Below are 17,835 nucleotides of genomic sequence, written 5' to 3'. Positions count from 1 at the left end.
CCCGACTTCTTCTCCCTCCGAGCCGATGGTCCGCCTGCGCGACCTCAGCGTCACCTTCAGCGGCGGCCGCAAGCCCGTGCACGCGGTCAGCGGCGTGAGCCTGGACGTGCAGCGCGGCGAGGTGGTGGCGCTGATCGGCGAATCGGGCTCCGGCAAGAGCGTGACCATGCGCACGCTGCTGCGCCTGCATCCCGAGCGCCGCACGCGCATCGGCGGGCAGGTGCAGGTGGCCGGGCGCGACGTGCTCGCGATGCCCGCGCGCGAGCTCGACGACTTCCGCGGCAAGGTCGCCTCGATGATCTTCCAGGAGCCTCTGCTCGCGCTCGATCCGGTGTATTCGGTCGGCGCGCAGATCGTCGAGTCGATCCGCCGGCATGACAGAAAGGTCACGGCAGCCGAGGCGCAGCAGCGTGCGCTCGCGCTGTTCGAGCGCGTGCGCATCCCGAGTCCCGAGCGGCGCCTGGCGGCCTACCCGCACGAGATGTCGGGCGGCATGCGGCAGCGCGCGATGATCGCGCTGGCGCTGGCCTGCCGGCCTCAGCTGCTGCTGGCCGACGAGCCGACCACCGCGCTCGACGCCACGGTGCAGATCCAGATCCTGCTGCTGCTGCGCGAACTGCAGCGCGACCTGGGCCTGTCGGTGATCTTCGTCACGCACGACATCGGCGCCGCGGTCGAGGTGGCCGACCGCATCGCCGTGATGTATGCGGGCCGCATCGTCGAGGAAGGCACGGCGCGCGAGCTGATCCGCTCGCCGCGCCACCCCTACACCATTGCGCTGCTCAAGAGCCGTGCACACGGCGCGCTGGCGCGCGGCGCACGGCTCGAGACCATCGGCGGCGCGCCTCCCGATCTCTCGGCGCTGCCGCCCGGCTGTGCCTTTGCCGAACGCTGCGCGCTCGCCACCGATGCCTGCCGCGCCGCGCAGCCGCCGGTGGTCGAGCTCGCGCCGAACCACCGCGCGCGCTGCATCCATACCGATGCTGCCGCCGCCATCGCACCCACGCTGATCGCCTGACCCGCACCTGTACACACACGACAAGACGCCATGCCCCTGCACGACCCCGCCCACGCCTTCGTTCCCTATCCCGACGCGCCGGTGCCGCATGCGCCCACCGGTCCGCTGGCCGACCTGAGCTTTGCAGCGAAAGACCTGTTCGACGTGGCCGGCTATCCCACCGGCGGCGGCAGCCCGATCGTGCTCGCGATGTCGGGCATCAAGACCCGCACCGCGCCCACCGTGCAGAAGCTGCTCGATGCAGGCGCGCGCTTCGTGGGCAAGACCGTGACCGACGAACTCGCGTTCTCGATGAACGGCAACAACGCGCACTTCGGCGCGCCGATCAACGGCGCCGCGAAGGACCGCATCACCGGCGGATCGTCGTCCGGATCGGCCTCGGCCGTGTCATCGGGCCTGTGCGACTTCGCGCTCGGCACCGACACCGGCGGCTCGGTGCGCGCGCCGGCCAACCACTGCGGCCTGTACGGCCTGCGCCCCACGCACGGCCGCGTGAGCCTCGAAGGCGCGCTGGACCTCGCGCCCAGCCTCGACACCTGCGGCTGGTTCGCACGCGACATCGGAACCTTCGCGCGCGTCGCCGACGTGCTGCTGGGCGCCGACACGGCCGCGCTGCCCGCACGCGTGCGGCTGCTGCGTCCCGAGGACGTGTGGTCGCTGGCCGTGCCGGCCGCGGCCGCCGCGCTGGCGGATGCCACGGCGCGTGTGCAGGGCGTGCTCGGCGATGCGCAGGGCATCGACGTGGCGCTCGACTCGTTCGATGCGATGTACTGGAACTTCCGCTACGTGCAGGCACACGAGGCCTGGCTCACCGACGGTCCGCTGATCGAGCGCTACGCGCCGCCGCTGGGCCCGGGCGTGGCCGAGCGCTTTGCCTGGTCGCGCGACGTGACCGATGCGCAGATCGTTGCCGGCCGCGCCTTCCGCACCGCCTTCCGCAGCCACCTTGCCGAACTGCTCGGCAGCGACGGCGTGCTGCTGATGCCGACCATGCCCGACATCGCGCCGCTGCGCAGCGAGGGCGAAGCCGGCCTGGAGGACTACCGCAACCGCGCGATCCAGATGCTGTGCATCGCGGGCCTCAGCGGCTTTCCGCAACTGTCGATGCCGCTCGCGCAGCGCGAGGAGGCGCCGCTCGGCATCTCGCTGCTCGGGCCGGCGGGTTCTGATCGTTCATTGATTGCGCTGGCGCAAGCTATCGCCATCTGAGGCCGGTTCCAATCCGGTGATGAACAGAAGGCGACTCATCACCGCTGCCACGATCGCAGCCGCAGCCGCAGGCGCGGGCGGCGTGCTTTCGTTCCATGCCTTGCGCAGGGACAACCAGGCCTACGAACAGGCCGTGCAGGCGCTCTGGCGCCGTGCCCCCGACGGTACGCCCGGCCCCTCGGGCCTGGTGCAGGAACTGGTGCGCCATGCGACCCTGGCGCCATCGAGCCACAACACGCAGTGCTGGAAGTTCGGCGGCGACGAGAAATCCATCTCGATCCGGCCCGACTTCGGCCGGCGCTGTCCGGTCGTCGATCCCGACGACCACCATCTGTTCGTCAGCCTCGGCTGCGCCGCCGAGAACCTCGTGCAGGCCGCGGCGGCGATGGGCTTTCGCGGCGATGCCTCGTTCCGGGACGGCCCGCAGGAGGCGCTGGACATCGCGCTCGAGCCCGCGAAGCCCGTCGACTCCGCGCTGTTCCAGGCGATCACGCGCCGGCAATCGACCCGCGCCGAGTTCGACGGCCGGCCGCTTTCGAACGAGGAACTGAAGACCCTCGAGATCGCAGGCACCGGCAACGGCGTGCGGGTTCTGCTGCTCACCGGCCAGCAGGCGCTGGAGAGCGTGCTCGACTACGTGGTCCAGTGCAACACCGCCCAGATGCGCGACCCGGCCTTCGTGCGGGAACTGAAGGCGTGGATCCGCTTCAACGGCGCGCAAGCGGTGGACACCGGAGACGGCCTGTTCGCGAAATCATCCGGCAACCCCGCGATGCCCGGCTGGCTGGGCCCGCGGGCGTTCGACCTCTTCTTCACGGAGAAGGCCGAGAACGACAAGTACGCGCGGCACATCCGGAGTTCGGCGGGCATCGCGGTCTTCGTTTCGGAGGCGGACGACAAGCGCCATTGGCTCGAGGCGGGCCGTGCCTTCGAGCGCTTCGCGCTGCAGGCCACCGCGCTCGGCGTCCGGACCGCGCACCTGAACCAGCCGGTGGAGGTCTCGCGCCTCAGGCCGCGGTTCGCCGAGTCACTGGGCATTGCGAGCGGAAGGCCCGATCTGGTCGTGCGCTTCGGCCGGGGGCCGGAAACGCCCCGCTCGCTGCGCCGCCCGGTCGACGCGGTCTGGGCGTGAGCCGCCGGGCCGGTGCCCGGCTCAATCGCTGCAGCGGGCGATCGTCACGGACGCGGCGCGGCTTCGCTGGAGTCGGCGACACTGCGTTCTTTCCATCCGGCGCCTGACGCCAGCACATCATGTCGGAAGCCTCGTCGCAGTTCGTCGATTTCATCGTGGACCGGCTCTCCGCAATCCCGCGCATCGCCAGGACCCGCTTCTTCGGTGGCACGGGGCTGTCGGCCGATGCCACGCAGTTCGCGATGATCATGGGCAGCACCGTGTACTTCGTCGTGGACAAGAACACGCGGCCCAAGTACGAGGAGCTGGGCAGCAAGTGCTTTGCCTACGACACGAAGGCGCGGCGCGTCCAGGTCAGGAAGTACTTCGAAGTTCCCATCGATATCATCGAAGACCATGAGGCGTTGGCGGCCTTGGCAAGGGAATCCGTTCTGGTCGCGCAAAGCCTGAAGAAGAAGCCGGCCGGCAAGCGCGCCTAGCCGCGCCAGTTGACGATCATGGGCGCTTCCAGCGCGCAGGTATCGCAATCGACTGCGTCGCCGCCGCGCTCCACCACCACGAAGTCGCCCGGATCCACCGCGAGCAGCGCGTGGTGCCAGGTGCCGGGCGCGAGCGTCACGCCCTGCAGCCCGTCGGTGACGAACGCAGCGAGCGCGCCGGCCGCGGGCGCCTCGCCGGCCGGCGCCACGACGATGACGAAGCGCCTTTCTCCCAAAGGCACGAAAGTCTGGCTGCCGAGCGCGTGGCGCTCCATCTCCGCGACCTCATGCGGAAAACGCCGCGCCTGCGCGCGGAACAGCGCGAGCATCGGCCGGCCGCCCTGCGCGCCGAGCTGCAGGTCGCCGACGAGATCGAAGCGTTCGGCATTGCCGCCATTGATCGGACGGCCCGTGCCGGCGGGCGCGGCCAGTACCGTTCCGTAGGGCGCGAAAGCCTCTGGCGTCAGCGGTTGCACCGCGAGCGGAACCGGGGCGGGGGGAGCAGCATCGTTCATGCGGCGAAGTACAGCAGAAAACATGCCGATGGCCGATGGTCACCCGGCCCACGTGCGGTTCGCGAGAACAGGCTCAGGCGCTACAGTCGCGGGCTCCCTCTTTTTCTCTCTCACCTGCGCAGCCTGCGCTTCCCGATGCGACGCCCCCTCACCCTCTGCCTCCTCGTTCCGGCCGCTCTTCTTGTCGCAGCATGCGCATCGGGCCCCGCACCGCGCGTCAGCTGGCTCGGCGACGGTGTATTCAAGTCGCCCACCGTGCAGGAGGCCGAAGCCTACTGCCGCAACTTCGGTGCGCCGATGCGCTTTCTCGACCCGAAGGCGGCAGCCGGCGCGCCGGCCGGCGAAGTCAGCTACCGCTGCGACTGATCCTCCGGCTCCGCGCCGGGCGCCCGCACCCGCTCCAGGATGAAATCGATGAAGGTGCGGATCGCCCGCGTGTGCTGCCGGTTGGGCATGTAGAGCATGAACATCTGTGTGCCGAAGATGCTGAGGCGCCAGTCGTCGAGCGTGGTCACCACGTCGCCCTTGCGCACGTCCTCCTGCACCACGTAGTCGGGCACGAGGCCGATGCCCAGGCCCGCGAGGATGGCCTGGCGCAGGAACAGGAAGTTCTCCGAGATCAGCGTCGGCTCCAGGATCACCTCGCGCCGCACCTCTCCCAGATTCTGGCCCTGGTAGGCCGACACGCGCAGTTGCCGGCCGATGACGGCGGCGGTGACCACCGGTGCGCCCTGCAGTTCGTCGAGCTGCACCGGCAGCGGGTGCTTCTCTGCATAGCCGCTTGACGCGCAGGCCACGTAGCGCACCGGCCCCATCTCGCGCGCCACCAGGTTCTGCGGCGGCTCGGGCACCACGCGAATGGCAATGTCGACCTCGTCGCGCAACAGGTCCTCGATGCGGTTCTCGAACACCACGTCGAGCACGATGCCGGGGTATTGCCGCTTGAAGTCGATCAGCCAGCCGGCCATCACCAGCTGGCCGTAGCCGCTGGGCACGCTCAGGCGCACGCGGCCCTGCAGCCCCTGGCCCAGCGTGGTGACCGATTCCTTCGCGGCCAGAAGCTCGCTCTGGATGGCCACGCCGTGCTGGTACAGGCGCAGGCCGATCTCGGTCGGTTCGGCGCGGCGGGTGGTACGCCGCACCAGCTGCGCGCCGACCGAGCGCTCCAGCTGGTTCAGGTGGTAGCTGACGTTGGCGCGGCTCATCTTGAGCCGGCGGGCCGCCGCGCTCAGGTTGCCGGCGTCAAGGATTTCCACCAGCAGGGTCAGCGATTGGAGGTCCATGCCCCCGATTGTGTCAAAAATTCTTTGACAGTCTGTCAATGATCTATGCAATTGTCAAAGCACCGGCGCGGGCCAAGAATGCGGGGTTCACCCCCCAGAGCCTCGGGCCCCTCGCGTTTGCAGGGCTCGCCACGCAAGAGACAAAGCACATGGCCACCACACCCTCCAGCCCTTCCACGTCTTCCGGTCCCGTCACCTTCGAGCGTCTTGGCGACGTGTTCGTGGTGACCATCGACAACCCGCCCGTCAATGCCCTGGGCGTGGATGTGCGCCGCGGCCTCGTGGCCGCCATCGACGCGGCCGAGGCCGACAGCGCGGCTGCCGCGGTGCTGATCGTCGGTGCGGGCCGCAACTTCATCGCCGGAGCCGATATCCGCGAATTCGGCAAGACGCCGCAGCCGCCGTCGCTGCCCGAGGTGTGCCTGAAGATCGAGAACTGCAGCAAGCCGGTGGTCGCCGCCATCCATGGCGCCGCGCTCGGCGGCGGGCTCGAAGTGGCGCTGTCGGCGCACTACCGCCTCGCCTCGCCCACCGCCAGGCTCGGCCTGCCCGAAGTGCAGCTCGGCCTCTTGCCCGGTTCGGGCGGCACGCAGCGCGCACCGCGCCTGATCGGCGTGCAGCCCGCGCTCGAACTGATGCTCAGCGGCCGCCATGCGGGCGCGAAGGAAGCGCTGTCGCTCGGCCTGGTGGACCGGCTCGGCAACGACGCCGACGCGCGCGCCGAAGGCCTCGCCTACGCGCAGGAACTGGTGGCCGCCAAGGCGCCGGTGCGCCGCACGCGCGAGGCTGGCGGCCTGGCCGACAAGGAAGCCAGCCGCGCCGCCCTCGAAGCCGCGCGCACCGAAACCGCGAAGAAAAGCCGCGGCCTGTTCTCGCCGATGAAGATCATCGAAGCCGTCGAAGCCGCGCTCACGCTGCCTTTCGACGAAGGCATGGCGCTGGAGCGCAAGCTGTTCCTGCAATGCATCGACAGCCCGCAGCGCGCCGGCCTGATCCACGCCTTCTTCGCCGAGCGCGAAGTGCTGAAGGCGCCCGAGACCCGGTCCGCCGCGCCGCGTGCGCTCGAATCGGCCGGCATCGTCGGCGGCGGCACCATGGGCGCGGGCATCGCGGTGGCGATGCTCGACGCGGGCCTGCCCGTGACCATGATCGAGCGCGACGAGCCCAGCCTCGCGCGCGGCCGCCAGCACGTCGAGAAGGTGTACGACGGCCTGATCAAGAAGGGCCGCATGACGCCCGAAGCCAAGGCCGCGGTGATGGCGCGCTTCTCGGGTTCCACGTCTTATGACGCGCTCGCACAGGTCGACATCGTGGTCGAAGCCGTGTTCGAGGACATGGGCGTCAAGAAGGCCGTGTTCGCCGAGCTCGACCGCGTGTGCAAGCGCGGCGCGGTGCTCGCCACCAACACCTCGTACCTCGACATCGACGAGATCGCCGCCAGCATCTCGCGTCCGCAGGACGTGGTGGGCCTGCACTTCTTCTCGCCGGCCAACATCATGAAGCTGCTCGAGATCGTGGTGCCCGACAAGGTCAGCGCCGACGTGGTCGCGACCGGCTTCGAGCTCGCGAAGAAGCTCAAGAAGGTGCCGGTGCGCGCGGGCGTGTGCGACGGCTTCATCGGCAACCGCATCCTCGCGGTGTACCGCCAGGCCGCCGACCACATGATGGAAGACGGCGCGTCTCCGTACCAGATCGACGAGGCCGTGCGCAACTTCGGCTATCCGATGGGGCCGTTCCAGGTGTCCGACCTGGCCGGTGGCGACATCGGCTGGGCCACGCGCAAGCGCAAGGCCGCCACGCGCGACCCGCAGGCGCGCTACGTGCAGGTGGCCGACCGCATCTGCGAGCGCGGCTGGTTCGGCCAGAAGACGCAGCGCGGCTTCTACCTGTACCCCGAAGGCGCGCGCACCGGCCAGCCCGACCCCGAGGTGCTGGCCATCATCGACGCCGAGCGCGAGCGCGCAGGCATCACGCCGCGCACCTTCACCGAGGAAGAAATCGTGCGCCGCTACATGGCCGCGATGATCAACGAGGGCGCCAACGTCGTGCTCCAGCGCATCGCACTGCGCCCGCTCGACGTGGACGTGACCTTTCTCTATGGCTACGGCTTTCCGCGGCACCGCGGCGGCCCGATGAAGTACGCCGACACCGTGGGCCTGCCGAAGGTGCTGGCCGACATCCGCGAGTTCGCGAAGGAGGACCCGATCTTCTGGAAGCCCTCGCCGCTCCTGGTGGAGCTGGTCGAGCGCGGTGCCGATTTCGCCAGCCTCAATCAATCCGAATAAGGAGAACTCCCATGCGCGAAGCCGTCATCGTTTCCACCGCCCGCACCCCGCTCACCAAGGCGCACCGCGGCGAGTTCAACATCACCCCGGGGCCCACGCTGGCGGCCTTTGCGGTCAAGGCCGCGGTCGAGCGCTCGGGCCTGGACCCCGCGCTGATCGAGGACGCCATCCTCGGCTGCGGCTACCCCGAAGGCACGACCGGGCGCAACATCGCGCGCCAGAGCATCATCCGCGCGGGCCTGCCGATCAGCATCGCCGGAACGACGGTCAACCGCTTCTGTGCCTCGGGCCTGCAGGCCATCGCCATGGCCGCGGGCCGCATCGTGGTGGACGGCGCGCCGGCCATGATCGCGGGCGGCGTCGAGAGCATCTCGCAGATCCGCAGCCGCAGCGCCACCGATGCCGGCGACAGCGGCATGGACCCGTGGATCGTCGAGCACAAGCCTGCGCTCTACATGGCGATGATCGAGACCGCCGACATCGTGGCCCAGCGCTACAACATCAGCCGCGAGGCGCAGGACCGCTTCTCGGCCGAGAGCCAGCGCCGCACCGAAGAGGCCCAGCTGGCCGGGCGCTACAGGGACGAGATCGTGGCCTGCACCACCACCATGGCCGTGACCGACAAGGAGACGAAGGAAGTCAGCTACCGCGAAGTCACCGCCACGGAAGACAACTGCAACCGCCGCGGCACCACCTACGACGCGCTCGCCAAGCTGAAGCCGGTGATGGGCGACGACAAGTTCATCACCGCCGGCAACGCCTCGCAACTGTCCGATGGCGCCTCGGCCTGCGTGCTGATGGAAGCGAAGGACGCGCAGCGCGCCAACCTCAAGCCGCTGGGCGCCTTCCGCGGCCTCGCGGTGGCCGGCTGCGAGCCCGACGAGATGGGCATCGGCCCGGTCTTCGCCGTGCCCAAGCTGCTCGCGCGGCATGGCCTCAAGGTCGAGGACATTGGCCTCTGGGAACTCAACGAAGCCTTCGCCTCGCAGTCGATCTATTGCCAGGACAAGCTGGGCATTCCATCGGAGCTTCTCAACGTGAACGGCGGCGCGATCTCCATCGGCCACCCCTTCGGCATGACCGGCGCGCGCCTCACGGGCCACGTGCTGATCGAAGGCAAGCGCCGCGGCGCGAAGTACGCGGTAGTCACGATGTGCATTGCCGGCGGCATGGGCGCGGCGGGCCTGTTCGAAATCTATTGAAAAAACCTTGCGGGACAGACCAAGAAATTGCGCAGCAATTTTTGCTCTGTCCCCAACTGATTGGAACGCCATGGACCTGAACTTCACCCTCGAAGAAGAAGCCTTCCGCGCGGAAGTGCGCGCCTTCCTCGCCGACAAGCTGCCCGCGCGCCTCTCGGCGAAGGTCAGCGGCGGCAAGATCCTCGCCAAGGCCGACATGGAGGAATGGCACGCCATCCTCAACGAGCGCGGCTGGCTCGCCAACCACTGGCCCGAGCAGTACGGCGGCCCGGGCTGGACGGCGGTGGAGAAGTTCATCTTCGAACACGAATGCGCGCTGGCCTTCGCGCCGCGCATCGTGCCCTTCGGCGTGAACATGCTGGGGCCGGTGCTCATCAAGTACGGCAACGAGGCGCAAAAGCGCCACTGGCTGCCGCGCATCCTGAACGGCGCCGACTGGTGGTGCCAGGGCTATTCGGAACCCGGCGCGGGCTCCGACCTGGCCGCGGTGAAGACCTCGGCCGTGCGCGGCATCGACGCGCAGGGCGACCACTACATCGTGAACGGCCAGAAGACCTGGACCACGCTGGGCCAGCACGCCAACATGATCTTCTGCCTGGTGCGCACCAACCGCGAGGCGAAGAAGCAGGAAGGCATCAGCTTCCTGCTGATCGACATGCGCTCGCCCGGCGTCGAAGTGCGGCCGATCATCACGCTCGACGGCGAGCATGAAGTGAACGAAGTGTTCTTCTCCGACGTGCGCGTGCCGGCCGAGAACCTCGTGGGCGAAGAGAACAAGGGCTGGACCTGCGCCAAGTACCTGCTGACCTACGAGCGCACCAACATCGCGGGCGTGGGCTTCTCGGTGGCGGCGCTGGAACAGCTCAAGGGCATTGCGGCGGCGCAGACGAAGAACGGCAAGCCGCTGGCCGAAGACCCGGCGTTCGCTGCGCGCATGGCGCGTGTCGAGATCGACCTGGAAAACATGAAGACCACCAACCTGCGCGTGATCGCCGCGGTGGCCGGCGGCGGCGTGCCGGGTGCGGAAAGTTCGATGCTGAAGATCCGTGGCACCGAGATCCGCCAGGAGATCTCTTCGCTGGCGCGCCGTGCGATGGGCGTCTACGGGCGGCCTTTCGTCGAGGAAGCACTGCACGACGGCTTCGACGGAGAGACCTTCGGCCCGCCCTACGCATCGGCCGCCGCCGCGCGCTACTTCAACAACCGCAAGCTGTCGATCTTCGGCGGCTCGAACGAAATCCAGAAGAACATCATCTCCAAGATGATCCTCGGGCTGTAAAGGAGACACGCACATGAACTTCGAACACACCGAAGACCGGCGCATGCTCGCCGACAGCCTGAACCGCTTCATCGCCGAGCAGTACGCCTTCGATGCGCGTGACCGCATCGCAAAGTCCGCGCACGGATTCAGCAAGGAAATCTTTCAACAGTTCGCCGAGCTCGGCGTGATCGGCGCGCTGTTCAGCGAGGCCGATGGCGGCTTCGGCGGCGGCGGCTTCGATGTCGCCGTGGTCTTCGAGGCACTGGGTCGCGGGCTCGTGGTCGAGCCGCTGCTGGGCGCGGTGATGGTCGGCGAGGCGCTCAGCGCCGCCGGCAGCGATGCGCAGAAGCAAAAGCTCGGCGACATCATCAACGGCGTGACCGTCGCGGCCTTCGCGCACGACGAGGCCGACACGCACTACGAACGCACGCGTGTCTCGACCCGTGCCGAGCGCAGCGGCGGCGGCTGGGTACTCAAGGGCGCCAAGGCCGTGGTGCCGCAAGGCGAGCAGGCCGACCTGTTCCTGGTTTCGGCCCGCACCTCGGGCGGCGTCGACGACGAAGCCGGCATCTCGCTGTTCCTCGTGCCCGCCAAGACCGCAGGCCTTTCGGTGCGCGGCTGCCCCGCCATCGACGGTGGCCGTGTCGCCGAACTCACGCTCGACGGTGTGAAGCCCGGCGTCGACGCGCTGCTGGGCACCGAAGGCCAGGGCCATGCAACGCTCGAGCGCGCCATCGGCCGCGGCGTGCTCGCGCTCTGCGCCGAAGCACTGGGCGCGATGGAAGCCGCCAAGACCGCCACGCTCGACTACCTGCGCACGCGCAAGCAGTTCGGCACGCTGATCGGCAGCTTCCAGGCGCTGCAGCACCGCATGGCCGACCTGCTGCTCGAGATCGAACAGGCCCGCTCGGCCGTGATCAACGCCGCGGCCGCCATCGACGGCACCGACCGCGTGGCGCGCGAGCGTGCGCTGTCGGCTGCCAAGTTCAGCATCGGCCGCATCGGCGCGCTGGTGGCGCAAGAGAGCATCCAGATGCACGGCGGCATCGGCATGACCTGGGAGCTGCCGCTGCCGCACTACGCCAAGCGCCTCGTGATGATCGACCACCAGCTGGGCGACGAAGACCACCACCTGCAGCGCTACATCGCGCTGGGCCAGGAGGCTGTGCAATGAGCGATGAAAAGACCGTCCTGATCTCGCAGCAAGGCGCCGTCCGCATCCTGACCAACAGCAACACCGGCGCGCGCAACGCGATCACGCCGACGCTGTATGCGGAGCTGAGCGCCGCGCTCGCCGATGCGGCGAACGACCCCGAAGTCGGCGCCGTCGTGTTCACCGGCGCGGGCGATTTCTTCTGCTCCGGCGGCGACCTCAACCTTTTGGCCAAGCGCCGCGAGCTGCCCGCCTCGGAACGGCGCGAAAAGCTCGAAGGCCTGCACGACCTGATCCGCGACATCCGCGATTTCGGCAAGCCGGTCATCGCGGCCGTCGAAGGCGGCGCGGCGGGCGCGGGCCTGTCGATGGCGCTGGCCTGCGACATGCTGGTGTCGGCGCGCGACGCGTTCTACACGGTCGCCTACGTCAAGGTCGGCCTCACGCCCGACGGCGGCGCCACGGCCTTCCTCGCGGAGTTCGTCTCGCGCCAGGTGCTGACCGAGATGTGCCTGACCGGCGACCGCATGCCGGCCGAGCGCCTGCATGCGCTGGGCGCGGTCAACCGGCTGACCGACAAGGGCGCCGCGCTGGCCGAGGCCATCGCGCTCGCGGCCAAGGTGGCCGACGGTCCGCAGCGCGCGAGCGCACGCATCAAGGCGCTGTGCCGCCAGGCGCACCGCGCCACGCTCGAGGAACAGCTCGAAGCCGAGGCCGTGTACATGGTCGAGTCGCAGGCCGACGCCGAAGCCGCCGAAGGCATCGGTGCCTTCCTCGGCAAGCGCCGCGCAGATTTCGCCGCGCTGCGCCGCAAGAATCAGGACGCGCCCTGACGCCGGCCGCACGAACCCACCTTCACGCCTCGACGCCGCGGGGCTTTCTCGTTTCAAGGGAGTTGCTCTCATGCCCATGCTGAATTCCTCGCTGCCGCTGGCCGGCGTTCGCGTCCTCGATCTGTCCCGCATCCTCGCCGGCCCCTGGTGCGGCATGGTGCTGGCCGACATGGGCGCCGAAGTCATCAAGGTCGAGCACCCGGGCCGCGGCGACGACACGCGCGACTGGGGCCTGCGCGTCGGCAAGACCGAGACCGCCTACTTCAACAGCGTGAACCGCAACAAGCGCTCGGTCACGCTCGACCTGCAGACGCCCGAGGGCCAGCAGATCGCGCGCGACCTCGCGAAGCAGTGCGACGTGGTGATCCAGAACTTCAAGTTCGGCGGCATCGACAAGCTGGGCCTCGGCTACGAGCAGCTGAGCAAGGAGCAGCCGGGGCTCATCTACTGCTCGATCTCGGGCTACGACCGCACCGGCCCCGAGGCCGCGCGCCCCGGCTACGACCTCGTGGTGCAGGGCGAGGCCGGCCTGATGGCGCTCAACGGCGAAGCCAGCCAGCCGCCGCTGAAGTTCGGCGTGGCCATGGTCGACCTGTTCACCGGCATGTACTCGGCGCAGGCCGTGCTCGCGGCGCTCTACCAGCGCGAGAAGACCGGCAAGGGCCGGCACGTCGAAATGGCGCTGTTCGACTGCGGCCTGATGATCACGGCCTACTACGGCCTCGAGGCGCTGCTGATGGGCGAGGACCCGCCGCGCTACGGCAACTCGCATCCGTCGATCGTGCCCTACGGCGTGTTCGACGCGGCCGACGGCCCGCTCGTCATCACGGTGGGCAACAACGCGCAGTTCGCGCGCTTCTGCACCGAGGTGATCGAGCGGCCCGACCTTGCGGCCGACGAGCGCTTCAAGACCAACATCCTGCGCTCGGCGAACCGCGCGGTTCTGCTGCCCGAGCTGCACGCCGAGCTGGCCAAGCGCCAGCGCGCCGACCTGCTGGCCAGGCTCAGCGCCTCGGGCATTCCCTGCGGCGAAGTGCTGGGCCTGCTCGAGGCACTCAACTCCAGGCGCGCGGCCGATGCCGGCCTGGTCACCGAGCAGCCGCATCCGGTGGCCGGCAAGGTCAACGTGCTGGCGCCGCCCTACCGCTTCGACGGCGAACGCCTGCCCGTGCGCAGCGCACCGCCGCAACTGGGCGAAGGCACGCACGAGGTGCTGCAGTCCCTGCTCGGCCTGTCGGACGACAGGCTGGCGCAACTGAAAACGAACGGCGTCGTCTGAAGGCGCGCCCATCTCCCGATCTCTTGAACAAGTCCATGGCATTTCCTTCTCCCCGCTCCCTTCGCAATCCCGCACGCCGCGCGCTCCTTGCCCTGGCCCTTCCGCTCGTGGCCGGTGCCGCCTTCGCGCAGGCCTGGCCGGCCAAGCCGATCACCTTCGTCGTGCCCTTTCCGCCCGGCGGCCCGACCGACGTCGCGACGCGCATCGTGGCGCAGAAGATGTCGCAGGGCCTGAAGCAGAACATCCTCGTCGACAACCGCAGCGGCGCCTCGGGCACCATCGGCGCGGCGGTGGCCGCCAAGTCCGCTCCCGACGGCTACACCTTCGTGATGCTGGCCACGCCCACGCTGCTGGCCGCGCACCTGTACGGCCAGACGCCCTACGACATCTTCAAGAGCTTCACGCCCGTGGGCACGGTGTACGACCTGCCGATCGTGATGGTGGTGAACCCGAAGGCACTGCCCGGCGTGAACGGCCTGCAAGACCTGATCGCCAAGGCCAAGGCCGAGGGCGGCAAGCTCAACTACACGACCGCCGGCGCGGGCAGCTTCGGCCACCTGACGACCGAGCAGCTCAAGAACATCGGCAAGTTCGAGATGCAGCACGTGCCCTACCGCGGCAGCGCGCCGGCCGTGACCGACCTGATCGGCGGGCAGGTGCCTGCGATGTTCTCGGACCTGGTGGCGGTGATGCCGCACATCCGCTCGGGCACGCTGCGCGCCATCGCGGTCGGCTCGGGCAAGCGCGTGAGCCTGCTGCCCGACGTGAAGACCGTCGCCGAGCAGGGCTTCCCGGGCTTCGATGCGACCTCGTGGGGTGGCCTGCTGGCACCGGCGGGCACGCCCAAGGACGTGGTCGAACGCATGAGCGCCGAGCTGAAGACCGCGCTCGCCGACAAGGAAGTGCAGGACAAGCTCGAGAGCGTCGGCTCCTTCGCGGCCTACCGCACGGGCGAGCAGACCGGCGCGCGCATGCGCCAGGACTTCGAGCGCTGGGGCAAGGTCATTCGCGACAACAAGATCACGAACCAGTAAAACAGCGCTTCGCGCGCGGCCGGCAAGACAACATCCAGGAGACGACATGACAGGCAGCGACAAGAAGATCCATGCGAGCGGTGCGCCGTTCCGCCCCCTGTTGCCGGTCCGCAGCCTTGCCGACATCCGCAAGCTCGAAGAGACGCCACTCGAAGAAGCGCTGACGGTTCGCAGCACGTACGAGATCTTCCGCAACGCGGGCGCGGCCTTCGGCGGCAAGACCGCGCTGACCTTCCTGCGCACCGGCAACCCGGCCGACGCGCCGATCCGCTGGTCGTACGCCGAACTGCTGGCGCGCATCCACCAGACCGCGAACATGCTGCACGCCTTGGGCGTGGGCCCGCAGGACGCGGTGGCGGTGCTGCTGCCGGGCTGCCTCGAATACCACCTCGCGCTCTGGGGCGGCGAGGCGGCGGGCATCGTGCAGCCGCTCAATCCACTGCTGACCGACGAGAAGCTGGTGGCGCTGATGACCGCCGGCCGGGCCAAGGTACTGATTGCCTACGGCTCGGACAGCGAATCGGGCATGTGGTCGAAGGCGATGCGCCTGCGCGGCCAGGTGCCCACGCTCACCACCGTGCTGCGCGTGGCGCCGCACGACGAGGCACCGGGCGCAGCCGGCGCCCTGCCTGGAGGCGTGGCCGACTTCGACGCGCTGCGCGCCGCGCAACCCAGCGACCGCCTCGTGAGCGGCCGCGACATCGCGCCCACCGACATCGCCGCCTACTTCCACACCGGCGGCACCACCGGCGCCCCGAAGCTGGCGCGCCACAGCCACGGCGCGCAGGTGTTCACGGCCTGGGCCAGCGTGCAGGTCGCGGGCATGAACGAACAGGGCATCTCGATCAACGGCTATCCGCTGTTCCACGTGGCGGGCGTGCTGCCGGCCTCGCTGGCCTCGCTCTCGGCGGGCATGGAAGTGATCATTCCGACGACCTCGCTGCTGCGCAACAAGGAGGTGCTGGCCAACTACTGGAAGCTGGTCGAGAAATACCGGCCGACCTCGCTCTCGGCCGTGCCCACGGTGCTGGCGGCGCTGGCGAACGTGCCGCTCAACGGCGCCGACATCTCGTCGATCGGCTACTGCCGCACGGGCGCCGCCGTGCTCTCGCCGGAACTGGCCGCGCGCTTCGAGCGCCTGTTCGGCCTGCACGTGCACGAGAGCCTGGGCATGACCGAGATGGCCGGCATCTCGACCATCACGCCGCCGGGCGTGGACGGGCCCGCGGGCTGCGTCGGTTTTCCGCTGCCCTACATGCGGATGCGCATCGTGGCGCTCGACGAGAACGGCAATGCCAGCAACCGCGACCTGCCGAGCGGCGAGCAGGGCATGGTGCTGTTCAAGTCGCCCAACCTGTTCTCGGGCTTCGTCGATCCGGCCGACAACGCCAAGGCCTTCACCGCCGACGGCTGGCTCGCCACCGGCGACCTGGGCTGGATCGACGGCGACGGCAGGCTCAACCTCAGCGGCCGCTCGAAGGACCTGATCATCCGCAGCGGCCACAACATCGACCCCAAGGTGATCGAGGATGCGCTGGGTGCGCATCCCGCGGTGCAGCTGTGCGCCGCGGTGGGTGCGCCCGATGCGTATGCGGGCGAGCTGCCGGTGGTCTTCGCGACGCTGGTGCCGGGCGCCTCGGCCACCGAGGACGAGCTGCTGGTCTTCACCGCCGCGCGCGTCGACGAGGCGCCCGCCAAGCCCCGGTCGGTGATCGTCATCGAGCACATGCCGATGACCAACGTCGGCAAGATCTACAAACCCGAGCTTCGGGCCATGGCGGCGAGCCGCGTGGTGGCGGCCACGGTGGCGCGGGTCTGCGGCGAGCTCGGCGTAGCGCCGGCCGCCCGGCCGCGCGTGCGCAGCGAGGGCGAAAACCTGGTGCAGGTGCGCATCGATGCAGAGGCCGCAGGCGCGCTCGCGGCGCCGCTGCAGGCGCAGATCCGCACGGCCCTCGAGGCGCTTCCCTTCAAGACGCAGGTCCTGGCCGAATAGCCGCGCGCCCGTTTCTTTTTTCGACAGACAACAACGACCGCCGGAGACATCGGACATGAGCGCAACTTTCGTTACCACCCGCGGAATCACCCGCCGCGCCCTGCACTGCGGCATTGCCTCGCTGGCGCTCGCGGCCACCACCACGGCCGCCTGGGCGCAGGCCTATCCGAGCAAACCGATCCGCATGGTGGTGCCTTTTGCCGCGGGCGGCGCCACCGATGTGCTGGCCCGCGTGGTGGGCGAGAAGATGGCGGCGGGCCTGGGCCAGCCGGTCATCGTCGACAACAAGCCGGGCGCCGCCGGCATCATCGGCACCGATGCGGTGGCCAAGGCGCCGGCCGACGGCTACACCCTGGTGCTGGCGCTGAGCAATTCGCTTCTCACCAACCAGTTCCTCTACCAGAAGCTGCCCTACGACACGCAGCGCGACCTCACGCTGGTCTACCAGATCGCCACCGCGCCGCTGGTGCTGGTGGTGCACCCCAGCGTGCCGGTGAAGAGCGGGCCCGAGCTGCTGAAGTACGTGGCCGCCAACAAGGGCAAGGTGGCCTACGGCTCGTACGGCGTGGGCGCCTACCCGCACCTGGCCGGCGCGCACATGAGCCTCACGCAGAAGGCCGAGATGAACCACGTCGCCTACAAGGGAGAGGCGCCGATGCTGCAGGACCTGATCGGCGGCCAGATCCAGATGGCCTTTGCGAGCGCGCTGGTGGCCAAGCCCCACATCGAGGCCGGCAAGCTCAAGGCCATCGGCGTGAGCGGCGAGCGCCGCATGGCCACGCTCGCCAACGTGCCCACGCTGGCCGAGCAGGGCCTGGACGACGAGGCCTACCGCGTGGCCGGCTGGCTCGCCATTGCCATGCCGGCCGGCACGCCCAAGCCGATCGTGCAGCGCATCGCCGAGGAAGTGGGCAGGGCCTCGCGCCAGCCCGACGTGCAGGCGCGCGTGGCGGCGATGGGCTTCGACCTGAAGGAGAGCTCGCCCGAGGCCTTTGCCGCCGTCTACAAGAAGGAGAGCCCGGTCTGGGAGCGCCTGATCAAGGATTCGGGCGCCAAGCTCGAGTAGCCCGCTTCGAGAGGGCCGGGAGGGGCGCGGAACAGGGCCGCAGCTTAGGAAAACCCCGATGAACGGATGGACATGGATCGTTACCATCCATGG

16 protein-coding genes are annotated in these 17,835 nt (G+C 69.3%); 14 read left to right on the top strand and 2 right to left on the bottom strand.

What is annotated here, in order from left to right; all coding sequences use genetic code 11:
- The first annotated feature begins 25 nt into the window (after positions 1-25).
- The 4 genes from VAPA_RS04510 to VAPA_RS04495 all read left to right on the top strand — a co-directional run bounded on the left by VAPA_RS04510 (position 26) and on the right by VAPA_RS04495 (position 3,838).
- Positions 26-1,018, top strand: coding sequence for an ABC transporter ATP-binding protein (locus VAPA_RS04510; RefSeq protein WP_051255301.1), 993 nt, complete (start codon positions 26-28; stop codon positions 1,016-1,018).
- A 30-nt stretch (positions 1,019-1,048) separates the two neighbouring features.
- Positions 1,049-2,227, top strand: a complete 1,179-nt coding sequence (locus VAPA_RS04505) for an amidase (protein ID WP_021005580.1) — start codon at positions 1,049-1,051, stop codon at positions 2,225-2,227.
- 19 nt (positions 2,228-2,246) lie between these two features.
- A complete protein-coding gene (locus tag VAPA_RS04500; protein ID WP_021005579.1) occupies positions 2,247-3,359 on the top strand; it encodes an Acg family FMN-binding oxidoreductase in 1,113 nt (370 codons plus the stop codon).
- A 119-nt stretch (positions 3,360-3,478) separates the two neighbouring features.
- Complete coding sequence (locus VAPA_RS04495) at positions 3,479-3,838, top strand: TfoX/Sxy family protein (RefSeq protein WP_021005578.1); 360 nt, start codon at positions 3,479-3,481, stop codon at positions 3,836-3,838.
- Here VAPA_RS04495 and VAPA_RS04490 read toward each other — a convergent pair.
- The gene (locus VAPA_RS04490; RefSeq protein ID WP_021005577.1) at positions 3,835-4,353 is read right to left on the bottom strand and encodes an ureidoglycolate lyase; all 519 of its coding nucleotides are present in this window, start codon (positions 4,351-4,353) and stop codon (positions 3,835-3,837) included. The genes VAPA_RS04495 and VAPA_RS04490 overlap by 4 nt on opposite strands.
- A 135-nt stretch (positions 4,354-4,488) precedes the next feature.
- Between VAPA_RS04490 and VAPA_RS04485 the strand changes: the two genes are divergently transcribed.
- Positions 4,489-4,719 carry a hypothetical protein gene (locus tag VAPA_RS04485; protein WP_021005576.1) on the top strand — a complete coding sequence of 77 codons (231 nt, stop codon included), beginning with the start codon at positions 4,489-4,491 and terminating at the stop codon, positions 4,717-4,719.
- Here the strand turns inward: VAPA_RS04485 and VAPA_RS04480 are convergent.
- Entirely contained in the window at positions 4,704-5,636 is a 933-nt protein-coding gene (locus VAPA_RS04480) for a LysR family transcriptional regulator (RefSeq protein WP_021005575.1), read from the bottom strand. The two genes, VAPA_RS04485 and VAPA_RS04480, sit on opposite strands and share 16 nt — an antisense overlap.
- Positions 5,637-5,785: 149 nt before the next feature.
- Here VAPA_RS04480 and VAPA_RS04475 point away from each other — a divergent pair, with 149 nt between their 5' ends.
- The 9 genes from VAPA_RS04475 to VAPA_RS04435 all read left to right on the top strand — a co-directional run bounded on the left by VAPA_RS04475 (position 5,786) and on the right by VAPA_RS04435 (position 17,742).
- Complete coding sequence (locus VAPA_RS04475; RefSeq protein WP_021005574.1) at positions 5,786-7,921, top strand: 3-hydroxyacyl-CoA dehydrogenase NAD-binding domain-containing protein; 2,136 nt, start codon at positions 5,786-5,788, stop codon at positions 7,919-7,921.
- An 11-nt stretch (positions 7,922-7,932) separates the two neighbouring features.
- On the top strand, positions 7,933-9,123 hold the full coding sequence (locus VAPA_RS04470) for an acetyl-CoA C-acyltransferase (RefSeq protein ID WP_021005573.1): 1,191 nt from the start codon (positions 7,933-7,935) through the stop codon (positions 9,121-9,123).
- Between the two features lie 70 nt (positions 9,124-9,193).
- Positions 9,194-10,402: an acyl-CoA dehydrogenase family protein gene (locus tag VAPA_RS04465; RefSeq protein WP_021005572.1), complete on the top strand. Its 1,209-nt coding sequence runs from the start codon at positions 9,194-9,196 to the stop codon at positions 10,400-10,402.
- A gap of 13 nt (positions 10,403-10,415) precedes the next feature.
- Positions 10,416-11,558, top strand: a complete 1,143-nt coding sequence (locus VAPA_RS04460) for an acyl-CoA dehydrogenase family protein (RefSeq protein ID WP_021005571.1) — start codon at positions 10,416-10,418, stop codon at positions 11,556-11,558.
- Positions 11,555-12,370: an oxepin-CoA hydrolase, alternative type gene (locus VAPA_RS04455; RefSeq protein ID WP_021005570.1), complete on the top strand. Its 816-nt coding sequence runs from the start codon at positions 11,555-11,557 to the stop codon at positions 12,368-12,370. The genes VAPA_RS04460 and VAPA_RS04455 overlap by 4 nt, the downstream gene beginning before the upstream one ends.
- Before the next feature lie 70 nt (positions 12,371-12,440).
- A complete protein-coding gene (locus tag VAPA_RS04450; RefSeq protein WP_021005569.1) occupies positions 12,441-13,649 on the top strand; it encodes a CaiB/BaiF CoA transferase family protein in 1,209 nt (402 codons plus the stop codon).
- A gap of 35 nt (positions 13,650-13,684) precedes the next feature.
- On the top strand, positions 13,685-14,683 hold the full coding sequence (locus tag VAPA_RS04445; RefSeq protein ID WP_021005568.1) for a Bug family tripartite tricarboxylate transporter substrate binding protein: 999 nt from the start codon (positions 13,685-13,687) through the stop codon (positions 14,681-14,683).
- Between the two features lie 46 nt (positions 14,684-14,729).
- Positions 14,730-16,676, top strand: coding sequence for an acyl-CoA synthetase (locus tag VAPA_RS04440; protein WP_021005567.1), 1,947 nt, complete (start codon positions 14,730-14,732; stop codon positions 16,674-16,676).
- A gap of 55 nt (positions 16,677-16,731) precedes the next feature.
- Entirely contained in the window at positions 16,732-17,742 is a 1,011-nt protein-coding gene (locus VAPA_RS04435; RefSeq protein WP_021005566.1) for a Bug family tripartite tricarboxylate transporter substrate binding protein, read from the top strand.
- Positions 17,743-17,835: the final 93 nt, after the last annotated feature.

Origin of the sequence: Variovorax paradoxus B4 (assembly GCF_000463015.1) — a bacterium.
GTDB lineage: Bacteria > Pseudomonadota > Gammaproteobacteria > Burkholderiales > Burkholderiaceae_C > Variovorax > Variovorax paradoxus_E.
The sequence above is the reverse complement of the archived record's forward strand: the minus strand, read 5'-3'. Positions and strand labels throughout refer to the sequence as shown.

What these genes read in the sequence shown, in the direction of transcription:
- VAPA_RS04510 (WP_051255301.1), top strand. Translation starts at nt 26, where the DNA reads ATGGTCCGCCTGCGCGACCTCAGCGTCACCTTCAGCGGCGGCCGCAAG.
- VAPA_RS04505 (WP_021005580.1), top strand. Translation starts at nt 1,049, where the DNA reads ATGCCCCTGCACGACCCCGCCCACGCCTTCGTTCCCTATCCCGACGCG.
- VAPA_RS04500 (WP_021005579.1), top strand. Translation starts at nt 2,247, where the DNA reads ATGAACAGAAGGCGACTCATCACCGCTGCCACGATCGCAGCCGCAGCC.
- VAPA_RS04495 (WP_021005578.1), top strand. Translation starts at nt 3,479, where the DNA reads ATGTCGGAAGCCTCGTCGCAGTTCGTCGATTTCATCGTGGACCGGCTC.
- VAPA_RS04490 (WP_021005577.1), bottom strand. Translation starts at nt 4,353, where the DNA reads ATGAACGATGCTGCTCCCCCCGCCCCGGTTCCGCTCGCGGTGCAACCG.
- VAPA_RS04485 (WP_021005576.1), top strand. Translation starts at nt 4,489, where the DNA reads ATGCGACGCCCCCTCACCCTCTGCCTCCTCGTTCCGGCCGCTCTTCTT.
- VAPA_RS04480 (WP_021005575.1), bottom strand. Translation starts at nt 5,636, where the DNA reads ATGGACCTCCAATCGCTGACCCTGCTGGTGGAAATCCTTGACGCCGGC.
- VAPA_RS04475 (WP_021005574.1), top strand. Translation starts at nt 5,786, where the DNA reads ATGGCCACCACACCCTCCAGCCCTTCCACGTCTTCCGGTCCCGTCACC.
- VAPA_RS04470 (WP_021005573.1), top strand. Translation starts at nt 7,933, where the DNA reads ATGCGCGAAGCCGTCATCGTTTCCACCGCCCGCACCCCGCTCACCAAG.
- VAPA_RS04465 (WP_021005572.1), top strand. Translation starts at nt 9,194, where the DNA reads ATGGACCTGAACTTCACCCTCGAAGAAGAAGCCTTCCGCGCGGAAGTG.
- VAPA_RS04460 (WP_021005571.1), top strand. Translation starts at nt 10,416, where the DNA reads ATGAACTTCGAACACACCGAAGACCGGCGCATGCTCGCCGACAGCCTG.
- VAPA_RS04455 (WP_021005570.1), top strand. Translation starts at nt 11,555, where the DNA reads ATGAGCGATGAAAAGACCGTCCTGATCTCGCAGCAAGGCGCCGTCCGC.
- VAPA_RS04450 (WP_021005569.1), top strand. Translation starts at nt 12,441, where the DNA reads ATGCCCATGCTGAATTCCTCGCTGCCGCTGGCCGGCGTTCGCGTCCTC.
- VAPA_RS04445 (WP_021005568.1), top strand. Translation starts at nt 13,685, where the DNA reads ATGGCATTTCCTTCTCCCCGCTCCCTTCGCAATCCCGCACGCCGCGCG.
- VAPA_RS04440 (WP_021005567.1), top strand. Translation starts at nt 14,730, where the DNA reads ATGACAGGCAGCGACAAGAAGATCCATGCGAGCGGTGCGCCGTTCCGC.
- VAPA_RS04435 (WP_021005566.1), top strand. Translation starts at nt 16,732, where the DNA reads ATGAGCGCAACTTTCGTTACCACCCGCGGAATCACCCGCCGCGCCCTG.